The organism is Streptomyces camponoticapitis, assembly GCF_014646115.1.
In the GTDB taxonomy this organism is placed as follows: domain Bacteria; phylum Actinomycetota; class Actinomycetes; order Streptomycetales; family Streptomycetaceae; genus Streptomyces; species Streptomyces camponoticapitis.
The window spans coordinates 40,851-54,853 of record NZ_BMMV01000020.1 but is presented as its reverse complement, the minus strand read 5'-3'; the positions used below and the strand labels follow the sequence as shown (position 1 = coordinate 54,853).

General features: G+C 69.9%; 13 protein-coding genes. 7 read left to right on the top strand and 6 right to left on the bottom strand.

The window, feature by feature from the left end:
- The first annotated feature begins 102 nt into the window (after positions 1-102).
- The gene (locus IEY79_RS26565) at positions 103-1,653 is read left to right on the top strand and encodes a ricin-type beta-trefoil lectin domain protein (protein WP_189110147.1); all 1,551 of its coding nucleotides are present in this window, start codon (positions 103-105) and stop codon (positions 1,651-1,653) included.
- Positions 1,654-1,723: 70 nt separating this feature from the next.
- Here the strand turns inward: IEY79_RS26565 and IEY79_RS26560 are convergent, their stop codons facing one another.
- On the bottom strand, positions 1,724-3,397 hold the full coding sequence (locus IEY79_RS26560) for a fumarate hydratase (protein WP_189110146.1): 1,674 nt from the start codon (positions 3,395-3,397) through the stop codon (positions 1,724-1,726).
- Between the two features lie 217 nt (positions 3,398-3,614).
- On the opposite strand from IEY79_RS26560, the gene IEY79_RS26555 reads away from it, so the two are divergent.
- Together IEY79_RS26555 and IEY79_RS26550 are read left to right on the top strand one after the other, a co-directional pair.
- The gene (locus IEY79_RS26555) at positions 3,615-4,283 is read left to right on the top strand and encodes a DUF1707 SHOCT-like domain-containing protein (protein ID WP_189110145.1); all 669 of its coding nucleotides are present in this window, start codon (positions 3,615-3,617) and stop codon (positions 4,281-4,283) included.
- A 211-nt stretch (positions 4,284-4,494) separates the two neighbouring features.
- Entirely contained in the window at positions 4,495-4,869 is a 375-nt protein-coding gene (locus IEY79_RS26550) for a WhiB family transcriptional regulator (protein WP_189110144.1), read from the top strand.
- A gap of 122 nt (positions 4,870-4,991) precedes the next feature.
- Here IEY79_RS26550 and glpX read toward each other — a convergent pair whose 3' ends face one another.
- On the bottom strand, positions 4,992-6,023 hold the full coding sequence (gene glpX, locus IEY79_RS26545; RefSeq protein ID WP_189110143.1) for a class II fructose-bisphosphatase: 1,032 nt from the start codon (positions 6,021-6,023) through the stop codon (positions 4,992-4,994).
- A 122-nt stretch (positions 6,024-6,145) separates the two neighbouring features.
- Between glpX and IEY79_RS26540 the strand changes: the two genes are divergently transcribed.
- Entirely contained in the window at positions 6,146-6,673 is a 528-nt protein-coding gene (locus IEY79_RS26540; RefSeq protein ID WP_229701140.1) for a DUF4245 domain-containing protein, read from the top strand.
- A 64-nt stretch (positions 6,674-6,737) separates the two neighbouring features.
- Here the strand turns inward: IEY79_RS26540 and IEY79_RS26535 are convergent, their stop codons facing one another.
- The 3 genes from IEY79_RS26535 to IEY79_RS26525 form a co-directional block, all read right to left on the bottom strand.
- Entirely contained in the window at positions 6,738-7,004 is a 267-nt protein-coding gene (locus IEY79_RS26535) for an exodeoxyribonuclease VII small subunit (protein ID WP_189110141.1), read from the bottom strand.
- Between the two features lie 96 nt (positions 7,005-7,100).
- A complete protein-coding gene (xseA, locus tag IEY79_RS26530; RefSeq protein ID WP_189110140.1) occupies positions 7,101-8,309 on the bottom strand; it encodes an exodeoxyribonuclease VII large subunit in 1,209 nt (402 codons plus the stop codon).
- 76 nt (positions 8,310-8,385) lie between these two features.
- A complete protein-coding gene (locus IEY79_RS26525; RefSeq protein ID WP_189110237.1) occupies positions 8,386-9,807 on the bottom strand; it encodes an APC family permease in 1,422 nt (473 codons plus the stop codon).
- Positions 9,808-10,051: 244 nt separating this feature from the next.
- On the opposite strand from IEY79_RS26525, the gene IEY79_RS26520 reads away from it, so the two are divergent.
- Positions 10,052-11,080, top strand: a complete 1,029-nt coding sequence (locus IEY79_RS26520; protein WP_189110139.1) for a 4-hydroxy-3-methylbut-2-enyl diphosphate reductase — start codon at positions 10,052-10,054, stop codon at positions 11,078-11,080.
- A 34-nt stretch (positions 11,081-11,114) separates the two neighbouring features.
- Complete coding sequence (gene ppgK / locus IEY79_RS26515; RefSeq protein ID WP_189110138.1) at positions 11,115-11,852, top strand: polyphosphate--glucose phosphotransferase; 738 nt, start codon at positions 11,115-11,117, stop codon at positions 11,850-11,852.
- Positions 11,853-11,864: 12 nt separating this feature from the next.
- Here the strand turns inward: ppgK and IEY79_RS26510 are convergent, their stop codons facing one another.
- Positions 11,865-12,476: a DUF6542 domain-containing protein gene (locus IEY79_RS26510; protein ID WP_229701138.1), complete on the bottom strand. Its 612-nt coding sequence runs from the start codon at positions 12,474-12,476 to the stop codon at positions 11,865-11,867.
- A gap of 249 nt (positions 12,477-12,725) precedes the next feature.
- On the opposite strand from IEY79_RS26510, the gene ychF reads away from it, so the two are divergent.
- The gene (gene ychF / locus IEY79_RS26505) at positions 12,726-13,814 is read left to right on the top strand and encodes a redox-regulated ATPase YchF (protein WP_189110137.1); all 1,089 of its coding nucleotides are present in this window, start codon (positions 12,726-12,728) and stop codon (positions 13,812-13,814) included.
- Positions 13,815-14,003: the final 189 nt, after the last annotated feature.

Below are 14,003 nucleotides of genomic sequence, written 5' to 3'. Positions count from 1 at the left end.
GTCGTACCTCCTGCAGAAGTTGAGCAATTGTCTTGTTCGGAGTGTTCCCAACTCCCTTACCCGCCAGTAAAAACCTCTGGTACCACTGAGATCGGGGAGGCCATGCAACGTACGAGACCCACGTTCCGAAGTACCGTCGCCACGCTCGCCGCATTCGCGACCGTCGTCGGCGGACTCGTCGCGCTGACCCCCGCGGCCCAGGCGTCCGACCGTGCGGGCGCGCCCGCCGAGGTCCGGGCGTCCACACCGCTGCCGCCCGCCCTCGAAGAGATCCGCGCGGCCGAGGCCACCCGCCTCTACGGCGACTCCGCGGAGAGGCCCCTCGACCAGCGCAAGACCGGGCTCGTCGCGCTCGGCGACAGTGAGATCTCCGGCGAGGGCGTCGGCACCTACGAGCCGGGCACGAACGGGCCCGACAACTGGTGCCACCGTTCGCCCGACTCGGCGATCCACCGCACCGGGATCGCCGCCGACGTCACCTACAACGTGTCCTGTTCGGGTGCCTCGACCGTCAACATCCGGGTGGGCGGCACGGCGCAGTTCGCCGACGAACTCGTACAGAGCGACAGCCTCGCCATCAAGGCGCGCAACACCAGGATCAAGATGGTGGTGCTGGTGGCGGGCGCCAACGACGATCTCCAGTTCGGTCCGGTGATCACCGACTGCGTGCTCCGCTGGTTCACCCTTCAGGGGCCCTGCGCCGACAAGTACCGGCCGGGCTGGCAGGCGCGGGTCGACGCGCTCGTCCCCAAGGTCGAGTCGACCGTGGCCGACCTGCGGGGCGTCATGCGCGGCGCGGGTTACGCCGACGGTGACTACAAGCTCGTCGTGATGGGCTACCCCGGCCCCCTCACCCCCGACTACGGCGACAACCCGAACTTCCCGGGCAAGATCCCCGGAGGCTGCACCGGCCACGACGCGGACGCCGCCTGGGCCCGTGACGGCGCCGTCCCCGCCTTCCAGAGCGGCATGCGCAAGGCCGCCAAGAACTCGGGCGCGGTGTATCTGGACAACTCGCGGCTCTTCCACGGCCACGAGGTGTGCACCGACGACGACTGGGCGCGGGGCCTGTTCATCGACATCGGCAACCCCTTCCCGCCGAACGAGAATTCGGTCCGGCAGTCCTTCCACCCGAACGCCGCCGGGCATGTCGCCTTCGCGTCGTGCCTGACCCAGCTGTACGACTCGGGCCTGAACGAGGCGAGTTGCGCCGACCCGGCGAGCACAGGACAGCCGGTGCTCCAGCCGGGCGGCTGGGACGACGTTTTTCAGCCACTCAAGAACGAGGGAACGGGCACCTGCGTCGACGTCAACGCGTCGAAGACCCGCAACGGTTCCAAGGTCACCGGTCACGGCTGCGACGACGGCCGTGACCAGGGCTGGTGGTACGACACCGGTGCGGGCGCCGGCGCCCGGTCGCTGCACAGCGAGCTGAGCCACGACCGCTGCCTCGACGTCCCGTCCGGCACGTACCGCGCGGGCACCGCGGTCACCCTCTGGGACTGCCACGGCGGCGCGAACCAGAAGTTCGTACGCGAGGCGGGCACCATCCGCCCGGCGTCGGCGGGCACGCTCTGCCTGACCCTGGCGTCGGCGCGGGACCCGCTCCGGCTCCAGAACTGCGACGGATCGGCGAACCAGCGCTTCGTCTGAGCCCCGGCGCGAGGAAGCCCCCGGCCGGACGGGTCCGCCGGGGGCTTCGTCATGCGGCCTGGGTCCGCGCTTACGCGAGGCCCGGCCCCCGCACCGGGATGCTGGTGAACGTGGGCGCCGGGGCGGGCTCGGTGAAGAAGTCGTTGCCCTTGTCGTCCACGACGATGAACGCGGGGAAGTCCTCCACCTCGATCTTCCACACTGCCTCCATGCCCAGCTCCTCGTACTCCAGGACCTCGACCTTCCGGATGCAGTCCTGCGCGAGCCGCGCCGCCGGGCCGCCGATCGAACCGAGGTAGAAACCGCCGTGGGAGCCGCAGGCGTCGGTCACCTGCTTCGAGCGGTTGCCCTTGGCGAGCATGACCTTCGAGCCGCCGGCCGCCTGGAACTGCTCCACATAGCTGTCCATCCGCCCCGCCGTCGTCGGGCCGAACGACCCGGACGCGTACCCCTCGGGCGTCTTGGCCGGTCCCGCGTAGTAGACCGGATGGTCCTTCAGGTACTGCGGCATCTCCTCGCCCGCGTCCAGCCGCTCCTTGATCTTGGCGTGCGCGATGTCGCGCGCCACGACCAGCGTTCCGGTCAGCGAGAGCCGGGTCTTGACGGGGTGCCTGGTCAGCTCTGCCAGGATGTCGTCCATCGGGCGGCCGAGGTCGATCCGTACGACGTCGTTCTCGTCGCTCCGGTCCAGATGCTCGTCGGTGGTGTCGGGCAGGAAGCGCGCCGGGTCGGTCTCCAGCTGCTCCAGGAAGACACCCTCGGCGGTGATCTTCGCGACGGCCTGGCGGTCCGCCGAGCAGGACACGGCGATGGCGACCGGAAGCGAGGCGCCGTGCCGGGGGAGCCGTACGACCCGCACGTCGTGGCAGAAGTACTTGCCGCCGAACTGGGCGCCGATGCCGATCTTCTGCGTCAGCTCGAAGACCTTCTCCTCCAGGTCCTTGTCACGGAAGCCGTGGCCGGCGGGGGAGCCCTCGGCGGGCAGCTCGTCCAGGTAGTGCGCGGAGGCGTACTTCGCGGTCTTGAGCGCGAACTCGGCGGACGTGCCGCCGACGACGATCGCCAGGTGGTACGGCGGGCAGGCGGCCGTACCCAGCGAGCGGATCTTCTCCTCCAGGAACTTCATCATGGAGGCCTCGTTCAGGACGGCCTTCGTCTCCTGGTAGAGGAACGACTTGTTGGCCGAGCCGCCGCCCTTGGCCATGAAGAGGAACTTGTAGGCGCCGCCGTCGGTCGCGTACAGCTCGATCTGCGCGGGCAGGTTCGAGCCGGTGTTCTTCTCCTCCCACATGGTCAGCGGGGCCATCTGCGAGTAGCGCAGGTTGAGCTTGGTGTACGCGTCGTAGATGCCGTGCGAGAGGGCGGCCTCGTCGCCGCCCTCCGTAAGGACGTTCTGTCCGCGCTTGCCCATCACGATCGCGGTGCCGGTGTCCTGGCACATGGGGAGGACGCCGGCGGCGGCGATGTTGGCGTTCTTCAGGAGGTCGAGCGCCACGAACTTGTCGTTGGACGAGGCGTCCGGGTCGTCGACGATCCTGCGCAGCTGGGCGAGGTGGGCCGGGCGCAGATAGTGCGAGATGTCGTGCATCGCCTCGGCGGCCAGCGTGCGCAGCGCCTCGGGGGCGACCTTGAGGAACGTACGGCCGTCGGCCTCGAAGGTGGAGACGCCGTCGGCGGTCACCAGGCGGTACGGCGTGGTGTCCTCTCCAAGAGGGAGCAGATCGGAGTACGCAAACTCTGGCATTTCGGCCATTCCTCACTCGGCAGACGGCGGCTGACCTTCGTCGGGCAGCGCGCCTCTCAGCGTAAGACGTGGCGCGCGGGCGGACGGGGTGAGGTGAGACTCAGTAGGAGGCCGGGGTGCGGGTGCGGGTGCGGGTGCGTGGGCGGGGCGCCGGATCGGGGAAGCTCGGCCGCGTCGCCCCTAGTCGCGATCTATCGCGTTTAGCTACTCTGGTGCGGTGGACCTCGAAAAGCACCCCCAGAAGCCGGTGGCACCGGCGGAGCCCGACTCCGGCATCCGGGCCTCCGACGCCGACCGAGACCGGATCGCCGACATCCTCAGGGAAGCCCTCGCGCTCGGTCGCCTGGATGCCGAGGAGCACTCCGAGCGGATCGACGCCGTGTACCGCGCCAAGACGATGGGTGAACTGGAGCCGCTGGTAAGAGACTTGCCGGCGACCCCCACCACCGCGCGGCCCGCGGCGGCACCACACACGTACGGCCCCGACGACGACACCGAGCCCGCCGACAACATGGTCGCGATCTTCAGCAGTTCGACCCGCAAGGGCCGTTGGCGCGTGGGTCGCCGTACGAACGCCTTCGCGCTCTTCGGCAACATCGAGATCGATCTGACCGAGGCGATCTTCGGCCAGCGGACGACCGTGATCAACGCGACCGCCATCTTCGGCTCCATCGAGGTACGGGTCCCGGAGAACATCTCCCTGCGCGGCGGCGGCACCGGCATCTTCGGCAACTTCGAGGTCAGAACGTTGGAGGGCACCCAGTCGGATGCCCCCGTCGTGGTCGTCAACGGCTACTCGGTGTTCGCCAGCATCGAAGCCAGGCCGAAGCGCGGGAAGTTCATCGCGGACCTCAACAGGCGGCTGCGCAAGCACCTGGGCCACTGACCCCCCGACGTTGATCGGTTCCGGTTCCGGTTCCGATTCCGGTTGGGATGTGGCCGGGGGGGCTTTTGGCCAGGCGGAGCGCGGGTGTTCGGCATTCCGCACGTGATTCCGCACCTCGCATCTCAGTGCCACTCAGTGCTTAGGCGCGCGCACAGCGGGTAGGGACTGCTGCATCGTCTCTCGCTCGCGAAGCCGTCGTCAGGAGTGGACCGTGCTGCCAATGCCGCATCAGCCCCTGCAGGTCGCCGCCGTACCGCCTCAGCGGAGTCCCGCTCGGGAGGTTCAGGCCGGACCCTGGCACACAGAGGCGGTGTGCCGCCGGGACGAAGCCGGATTGTTCTTCGCCCCGTCCAAGGAGCCGACGGCCGCGAGGCTGGCCCGTGAGGAGGCCGCGAAGCGGGTCTGCGGCCGCTGTCCGGTGATGGTCGACTGCCGGGAGCACGCGCTGCTCCAGCCCGAGCCGTACGGGGTGTGGGGCGGCCTGACCGCCGCCGAGCGCCGTGTGGTCCTGGCGCGCCGCAGGCGCCGCGAGGTGGAGCTGCGGAACGCGGCGTCGGCCGCGGGCCGGATCGCCGCGGCGGGCTGACCGCCCGTCCCACCCGATCAGTTGTGACCGGGGCGCCCCGCCGCACATGAGGGGCGCCCCGGTTTCACGCGTGCCGCCAGTTCGCGCGTACGGCCACTGGCACGCTGCCGGCGCGTGTACCGCTACTTCGCGCGGTCGAAGTCGATCGTGCTGTAGGCGCGCAGTTTCGACAGCCGGTGCGTCGAGTCGATCAGCCGGATCGTGCCGGACTTGGAGCGCGTGACCATGGACTGGGTGGTCGCTGTCTCCGAGCGGTAGCGCACCCCGCGCAGCAACTCGCCGTCCGTGATGCCCGTCGCGACGAAGAACACGTTGTCGCCGCCGACCAGGTCGTCCGTCGACAGCACCCGGTCCAGATCGTGCCCGGCGTCCAGCGCCCGCTGCCGCTCGGCGGCGTCCTTCGGCCAGAGCTTGCCCTGGATGGTGCCGCCCAGGCACTTGATCGCGCACGCCGAGATGATGCCCTCGGGCGTGCCGCCGATGCCCATCAGCAGATCGACGCCCGTTCCTTCGCGTACGGCCATGACCGAGCCGGCCACGTCGCCGTCCGAGATGAACTTGATCCGCGCCCCCGTCTCGCGGATCTCCTTGACGATGCCGTCGTGGCGGGGGCGGTCGAGGATGACCACCGTGACGTCCTCGGGAGCCGAGTTCTTGGCCCTGGCGACGCGTCGGATGTTGACCGAGACGGGTGCGTTGATGTCGACGAAGTCGGCGGCCTCGGGCCCGGTCACCAGCTTGTCCATGTAGAAGACGGCCGACGGGTCGAACATCGTGCCGCGGTCGGCCGCCGCGAGTACGGCGATGGCGTTGGGCATGCCCTTGGCGTTGAGCGTGGTGCCGTCGATCGGGTCCACGGCGATGTCGACCTCGGCACCGGTGCCGTCGCCGACCCGCTCGCCGTTGAACAGCATCGGGGCTTCGTCCTTCTCGCCCTCGCCGATGACGACGACGCCGTTCATCGAGACGGTCGAGACGAGGGTGCGCATGGCGTTCACGGCCGCGCCGTCCGCGCCGATCTTGTCGCCCCGGCCCACCCAGCGGCCGGCCGCCATGGCGGCGGCCTCGGTGACCCGTACGAGTTCGAGGGCGAGGTTGCGGTCGGGGGCCTCCGGAGAGACCTCCAGCGGGGGCGGGAGTTGGTGCTCGGTCATCGGAACGCACCTTTCTGCACGGTGACGGCCGGAATGAGGGTGCTGCGACTCTATCGGTAGGTCGACAAAATGAGCAGAGGGGCCCACGTATGAGCGTGAACCCTTGATGCGACTATGGGGAGGTGGCAGGTATGCGAGGCAAACAGACGGTACGGGACATGTTCCTGTCGATGGGCGTCATCGTCGCCGTCGCCGGGGTCATTTACATCGCCAACCCGCACGACGAGGACGCCGACCCGCTCAAAGCGGTCGACTACCGGGTCGAGCTGACGACGGCGCAGCGCGCGGCACCCTACCCGGTGATGGCCCCGGAGGGCCTTCCCGGGACATGGAAGCCGACGTCCGTGTCGTACGCGCGACAGGACGGGAACTCCTGGCACCTCGGTTTCCAGGATCCCGACCGTGAGTACGTGGCTGTGGAGCAGTCGACGGAGCCGGCGGACGAGTACATCGCCAAGGTCACGCACGACGCCGAGGACACCGGTAAGACCGCGCGGGTGGACGGTGAGACGTGGCAGCGGTGGGAGGGCCCCAAGTACGACGCCCTGGTGCGCACCGGGGACGGGGCGACGACGGTCGTGACGGGCACGGCGCCGCACGAGCGGCTGGTCGAGATGGCGCAGGCGCTGGAGCCGGGCAGCGAGTCCTGAGCCGGTCCTGAGCTGGTTCTGAGCGTCCCGCGCTTCCCCGGCCCCCTTCGACGACTTCTGCCGATCAGGCGTCCGGCTCGCGTCCGGGGGCCGCGGTCGGAGCCGGGTCCGACAGTGAGGCGTCCAGGCGGGCGCGCGCGCCGTCCAGCCAGCGGCGGCAGACCTTGGCCAGTTCCTCGCCCCGCTCCCACAGGGCCAGCGACTCCTCCAGGGTCGTACCGCCGGTCTCCAGACGCCGTACGACGTCGATCAGCTCGTCCCGTGCCTGCTCGTAGCCGAGCGCGTCCGCGCCCTCGGCGGCCGCTGCTGTCCCGCTGTCCTTCTTGGCCATGTGATCCACCCTATGTGCGGTCTACGACAACGACATACGTGAAGAAACGCGTGCACGAGGACCGGCCGTCCCCGGCCCCCGCCGGGTGCCCGCGGCTCATTCGGTGACCCGCACCGTGAACTCGCCCTCCGCCACCCTCGCCCGCAGCTCCTGGTCCGCCGAGACCTCCGAGGGCGAGCGGACGACTGCCCCGTCCGGCCGCTGGAGCACCGCGTATCCCCGCTCCAGCGTCGCCGCCGGCGACAGCGAGACCACGCGCGCGCGGGTGTGCGACAGCTCCGAGTCCGCGCGGTCCAGCAGATGCCGCAGCACCCGCCGGCTGCGGTCGGCCAGTGCTTCGATCTCGCTCCCGCGCTCGTCCACCATCCGGTGCGGCCGCTCCATCACCGGCCGGGCCAGCGCGTGCGCGAGCCCGCGCTCCTCCCGGTCGAGCAGCCCCTGCACCGTCCGCAGCGCCCGGTCGCGCAGCGCCTGCACACGGTCCAGCTCCTCGCCGACGTCCGGCACGACCTTCTTCGCCGCGTCCGTGGGCGTCGACGCCCGTACGTCGGCGACGAGGTCCAGCAGCGGTGAGTCGGGCTCATGGCCGATCGCCGACACGACGGGCGTACGGCACGCGGCCACCGCCCGTACCAACTGCTCGTCCGAGAACGGCAGCAGATCCTCCACGCTGCCTCCGCCCCTCGCCACGACGATCACGTCGACCTCGGGCAGGTCGTCCAGCTCCTTGACCGCCTGGACGACCTGACTCACCGCGTTGACGCCCTGCACGGCGGTGTTGCGCACCTCGAAGCGGACGGCGGGCCAGCGCCGCCGCGCGTTCTCCAGGACATCCCGCTCGGCCGCCGACGCCCGCCCGCAGACGAGGCCGATCAGCTGGGGCAGAAAGGGCAGCGGGCGCTTGCGATCGGCGGCGAAGAGCCCCTCCGCGCCCAGGGACTTCTTCAACTGCTCCAGCCTGACGAGCAGTTCGCCGATGCCGACCGGCTTTATCTCCGTGGCCCGCAGCGACAGCTGCCCCCTCGGCGCGTACCACTCCGGCTTCGCGTGCACCACGACCCGCGCGCCCTCGGAGACGACGTCGGCGATCGCGTCGAAGACCTGCCGATAACACGTGACGCTCACCGAGATGTCGTACGACGGGTCGCGCAACGTCAGGAACACGACCCCGGCACCGGGCCTGCGCGACAGCTGCGTGATCTGTCCCTCGACCCAGATGGCGCCGAGCCGGTCGATCCAGCCGCCGATGAGGCGCGACACCTCCCCGACGGGCAGCGGGGCGTCCGCGGACGTGTTGAGAGCCATGCCGTCGAGCGTATCGGCCGCCTCGGACAACGCGGCCCACGCGACGGGCGGCCGGACCCTACGGAACCGGGGGACCCTACGGAACCGACGGATCCTTCGGCGCGACCCTGCCGTTCCGCCACTGGATCGCGAGCACCACCAGTCCGACCGCCAGCCAGATCGCGCCCACCACCTGCGCCGTCCCCGCAGCCTCCACGATCACCGCGACCAGCACGGCCGCGCCGACCACCGGCAGCACCACATGGGCCAGGACCCGCGGTCGGCCCTCCATGCGCCGTACCGCGAACCACCCGACCACCGACGCGTGCAGCAGGATGAACGCCGTCAGCGCCCCGACGTCGACCACCGACACCAGATGGTCGAGCCCGTCGTCGGCCCTCGCCGCCCACACGGCGGCGATGAGGGTCACGACCGCCGCGAGCAGCAGCGCCACGCGGGGCGTCCCCGCGTCCGTACGGGACAGCAGCCGCGGCAGTCGCCGTTCGCGGCCCATCGCGAAGAGCAGCCGCCCGGCGGCGGCCTGGCCCGCCAGCGCGGCGAACGCGGCGCCGATCGCCTTGCTCACCGCGACCAGGTCGTGCAGCCACGTTCCTACGGAGGCGTCCACGGCGTCGTAGAAGGCCGACCCCTGCCTGACCAGGTCTGCGGCCAGCTCCGCCGAACTGAGCGGTTCGAGGAGGGCCACGAGATACGTCTGCGCGATGAACAGGACCCCGGCGAGCACCAGACAGAACAGCACCGCCCGCGCCACCTTCCGCGACCCGCCCGTCACCTCCTCGGCGAACGAGGCGATCGCGTCGAAGCCCAGATACGACAGCACGGCGACCGACACCGCCCCGAGGACCGCCGTCATGGAGAAGCTCATGTCCCCCGTGAAGGGAGTCAGCCAGCCGCGCGTCGCCCCGTCCCGGACGAGCACCACGATCGCCGACACCACGAACACCATCAGCACCACGATCTCCATGGCGAGCACGAAGAAGCCGACACGCGCGGCGGCCCGTACACCCCGGAGATTGAGCAGCGTGGTGATCACGACGGCGATCCCGGTCCAGATCCACCGGTCGACGGAGGGCACCAGCGCCTCCATCGCGATCCCCGCGAAGAGGTAGGCGACGGCCGGGATCAGCAGATAGTCGAGCATCGCCATCCACCCGGCGATGAACCCGGGCCCCTCGCCGAGCCCCTTGCGCGCGTACGCGAAAACCGAGCCGGCCTGCGGAGCGACCCGGACCATCTGCGCGTAACTGAAGGCCGTGAACGCCATCGCGACGGTGGCGCAGACGTAGACCAGTGCCACGGCCCCGTGCGACTTGGCGTCGAGCGTGCCGTAGACCCCGACGGGCGCCATGGGCGCGATGAACAGGAGTCCGTAGACGACGAGATCGCGGAATCCGAGAGTCCGTCGCAGCCCGCCGTCCTCGCCGGAGCCTTCCGCCGGGCCTTCGCCACCGCCCGTCCCCTTGCGCCCGCCCGTACCCCTGCCACCGTGGCCGCCCATGTGCCCACCCACATGCACGCCCGGGGGCGCGTCCGAACTCAGGTCCGGTCCCGGGTCCAGGTCGAAGCCGCCGACGCCGTCGCCCGTACGCGGGTCCGAACCGTCCGGACCGTCCGGAACGCCCGTACCGCCCGCATCCCCCGCACCGCTGTCGGCCATCGCGTCCCTCCGTCGATCACGTAGGCCCAGTCTCGGCCCGGCAGGTGATCTTCCGCCTCTTCTGGACGGCCTTACGATGGTGGGCATGACTGCTACGCCCAGCCCGTCGCCCGCCGCCACCCCGAGTGGAGACGCCGCGCGCCGCGCCGGCAAACGCGTCCTGCTCGCCGCGCCCCGTGGTTACTGCGCCGGCGTCGACCGTGCCGTGATCGCCGTGGAGAAAGCTCTGGAGCAGTACGGGGCGCCGATCTATGTCCGCCACGAAATCGTCCACAACAAGTATGTCGTGCAGACCCTTCAGAGGAAGGGCGCGATTTTCGTCGAGGAGACGGCGGAGGTCCCCGAGGGATCGATCGTCATGTTCTCCGCGCACGGCGTGGCCCCCGTCGTCCACGACGAGGCGGCCGAGCGCAAGCTCGCGACCATCGACGCGACCTGCCCCCTGGTCACCAAGGTCCACAAGGAAGCCGTCCGCTTCGCCAACGAGGACTACGACATCCTGCTCATCGGCCACGACGGCCATGAAGAGGTCATCGGCACCTCCGGCGAGGCCCCCGACCACATCACGCTGGTCGACGGACCCGGCGACGTCGCGAACGTCGCGGTGCGCGACGAGTCCAAGGTCGTCTGGCTCTCGCAGACGACGCTCTCCGTGGACGAGACGATGGAGACGGTCGACAAGCTCAAGGAGAAGTTCCCGCTGCTCATCTCGCCGCCGAGCGACGACATCTGCTACGCGACGCAGAACCGGCAGATCGCCGTCAAGCAGATGGGCGCCGACGCGGATCTGGTCATCGTCGTCGGCTCGAAGAACTCCTCCAACTCCGTACGGCTCGTCGAGGTCGCCCTCGGCGCGGGCTCGCGCGACGCGCATCTGGTGGACTCGGCCGACGAGATCGACGAGGCCTGGCTGGAGGGCGTCAGCACGGTCGGGGTCACCTCGGGCGCGTCCGTCCCCGAGATCCTGGTCGAGGGTGTCCTGGAATGGCTCACCAAGTACGGCTTCGAGGACGTCGAGATCGTCAAGGCCGCCGAGGAGTCGATCGTCTTCTCACTCCCGAAGGAACTCCGCCGCGACCTGCGCGCCGAAGCCGCCGGCCTGGCCGAGAAGTAGAGAGGCCAGGTCATCTCCCCGTAACGTTGCGTCCATGAACGTCTTCGGAGTGGACATCGGCGGCTCTGGCATCAAGGGCGCGCCCGTGGACCTGGAGCGCGGCGATCTGGCGGAGCCGCGCCACAAAGTGCTCACACCCCAGCCGGCCACGCCCGACGAGGTGGCCGACCGCGTCGTCGAGGTGGTCCAGCACTTCAACTGGTCCGGCCCTGTCGGCGTCACCTTCCCTGGGGTGGTGACAGGCTCGGTGATCCGTACAGCGGCGAATGTCGACAAGCGCTGGATCGACACGGACGCCGGCAGTCTGCTCGGCGACCGACTGAACCTGCCCGTCACGGTCCTCAACGACGGGGACGCGGCGGGGGTGGCGGAGATGACCTTCGGCGCGGGCAAGGGCCGCCAGGGCACAGTCTTCCTGCTGACCTTCGGTACGGGGATCGGCAGCGCGCTCTTCATCGACGGCAAGCTCGTCCCGAACACCGAGCTGGGTCATCTGGAGCTGAACGGCCACGACGCGGAGAAGCACGCGTCGACGAAGGCCAAGGAGGACCACGACCTCAGCTGGCACCACTGGGCGCACCGGGTGCAGAAGTATCTGGCGCATCTGGAGATGCTGTTCTCGCCGGAACTGTTCATCATCGGCGGCGGGGTCAGCCGCAAGTCGGAACGGTTCATCCCGCTCATCGAGGGCATCAAGGCGGAGATCGTTCCGGCGCAGCTTCAGAACAACGCGGGCATCGTGGGAGCCGCGATGACGGCCGCGGAGCAGTAGGCGGGCGGCTGATCAGCCGCGGCGGGCGACGGCGGTGCCCGCCTTCACTCCTGTCCGAGTCCCGGGGGCGCCGCCGCGCGTCGCCAGGTCGCGTGCGCGCTGTCGGCGGCCCATCTGACGCACCTTCCTCACGGAGGCGATGAGTCCGGCGACGAGCGTGCCGCCGTACAGCCAGCCCGCCTGCACGGCGAGCGCGGTGACGACGGCCATCGTCTGCCCGCCGAAACCGCTCGTCCCGCCGGAGATCGGGAGAGTGCCGAAGGCGAAGGCGATCGGCACGCTGATCGGGGCGGTCACCAGATCGGCGGTCCGCACCCAGAGCGCGGTCAAGGCACTGACCGGCAGGAACAGCACCCCGTACACCAGGGGCTCACCGTCGAACAGCAACTCGTCCAGGCATCCGATCACGAACATCGTGGCGGCGGCGAAGAGGCCGGCGCCCAGCCCGGTCAGCCGCGGATTCGGGAGTCTGCGCAGGGTGAGCATGACAGGCGGCACCCGGCGCGTGGTCGGCGCGGGAACCCGGTAGACGGCGCCGGCCTCGGCGCCGGCGCCTCGCGGACGGAGAGGGCTCTGCGGCGGCCGCGGCCGGCGCTGGGGGGGACGTGTCCTGTGCTGCTCCACCGGAACAACCTAGGTCGCGCACGTGTGGGATTCAGGCGATGGACACGCCCTTTGGGCGACCTTGGCGTTGCGTTCGACGGAGGCTGGGCGTGTCGCGCCGGCGGGTGCCGCCATCTGCCGTACGGACCGCCGCCCCGGCTGCGTCCGCCGCCGGGACGGCCCGCCCGTAAACTGGGGGATCGGCCCCCATCCGGGCGGCCACCCCGGCCGTACCGGCCCAGCCAGTCCTCACTTCAGGAAGTCGCCAACGTGTCGCTCACGATCGGAATCGTCGGCCTGCCGAATGTCGGCAAGTCGACCCTGTTCAACGCCCTGACCAAGAACGACGTGCTGGCGGCCAACTACCCGTTCGCCACGATCGAGCCCAACGTCGGCGTCGTCGGTGTCCCCGACCCGCGCCTGGCCGTCCTCGCCAAGATCTTCGACTCGCAGAAGATCCTCCCCGCGACGGTCGACTTCGTCGACATCGCGGGCATCGTGCGCGGCGCGTCGGAGGGCGAGGGCCTGGGCAACAAGTTCCTCGCGAACATCCGTGAGTCCGACGCGATCTGCCAGGTCATCAGGGCCTTCAAGGACGAGAACGTCGTGCACGTCGACGGCAAGGTCTCGCCGAAGGACGACATCGAGACGATCAACACCGAGCTGATCCTCGCCGACCTCCAGTCGGTCGAGAAGGCCGTCCCGAGGCTGACGAAGGAGTCCCGCCTCCAGAAGGAGAAGGTCGCCGTCCTCGCGGCGGTCGAGGAGGCCCAGAAGATCCTCGAAGCCGGCACGACGCTCTTCGCCGCGGGCATCTCGGCGGGCACGGAGAAGGGCCGGCTCCTGCACGAGCTGCACCTGCTCACCACCAAGCCCTTCCTGTACGTCTTCAACGTCGACGAGGACGAACTGGTCGACGAGGACTTCAAGAACGAACAGCGCGCCCTCGTCGCCCCGGCCGAGGCGATCTTCCTGAACGCCAAGATCGAGTCCGAACTGATCGAACTGGACGACGACGAGGCCCTCGAACTGCTCCAGTCCATGGGCCAGGAGGAACCGGGCCTCGCGACCCTGGGCCGCGTCGGCTTCGCGACCCTGGGCCTCCAGACGTACCTGACGGCGGGCCCGAAGGAGACCCGCGCCTGGACGATCAAGAAGGGCGCGACGGCTCCCGAGGCGGCGGGCGTGATCCACACCGACTTCCAGAAGGGCTTCATCAAGGCGGAGATCATCTCCTTCGCCGACCTGGTGGACGCGGGCTCGGTCGCGGAATCCCGCGCCAAGGGCAAGGCCCGCATGGAGGGCAAGGACTACGTGATGCAGGACGGCGACGTGGTGGAGTTCCGCTTCAACGTCTAGCTGGTGAGCGCCACCACATCACTGATCTGGCACGCGCGCAGGTCTGAAGAGGCCCGACTCTCCCGAGTCGGGCCTCCGGTCATTTCCCGCGCCGGTTCGTGGCCGGGGTGCCCGATCGGGCCGGTGATCACGGCGATCGAGCCCGTATCAGGCCGGTGGGCCGCCCGAAGTTGAGTGATTGCCTCCGGT

Excerpts from the sequence above, each read along its gene's own strand:
- glpX (WP_189110143.1), bottom strand. The coding sequence starts at position 6,023 with ATGACCGAGCACCAACTCCCGCCCCCGCTGGAGGTCTCTCCGGAGGCC.
- ppgK (WP_189110138.1), top strand. The coding sequence starts at position 11,115 with ATGAACGTCTTCGGAGTGGACATCGGCGGCTCTGGCATCAAGGGCGCG.
- IEY79_RS26525 (WP_189110237.1), bottom strand. The coding sequence starts at position 9,807 with ATGGGCGGCCACGGTGGCAGGGGTACGGGCGGGCGCAAGGGGACGGGC.
- IEY79_RS26535 (WP_189110141.1), bottom strand. The coding sequence starts at position 7,004 with ATGGCCAAGAAGGACAGCGGGACAGCAGCGGCCGCCGAGGGCGCGGAC.
- xseA (WP_189110140.1), bottom strand. The coding sequence starts at position 8,309 with ATGGCTCTCAACACGTCCGCGGACGCCCCGCTGCCCGTCGGGGAGGTG.
- IEY79_RS26565 (WP_189110147.1), top strand. The coding sequence starts at position 103 with ATGCAACGTACGAGACCCACGTTCCGAAGTACCGTCGCCACGCTCGCC.
- IEY79_RS26560 (WP_189110146.1), bottom strand. The coding sequence starts at position 3,397 with ATGCCAGAGTTTGCGTACTCCGATCTGCTCCCTCTTGGAGAGGACACC.
- IEY79_RS26520 (WP_189110139.1), top strand. The coding sequence starts at position 10,052 with ATGACTGCTACGCCCAGCCCGTCGCCCGCCGCCACCCCGAGTGGAGAC.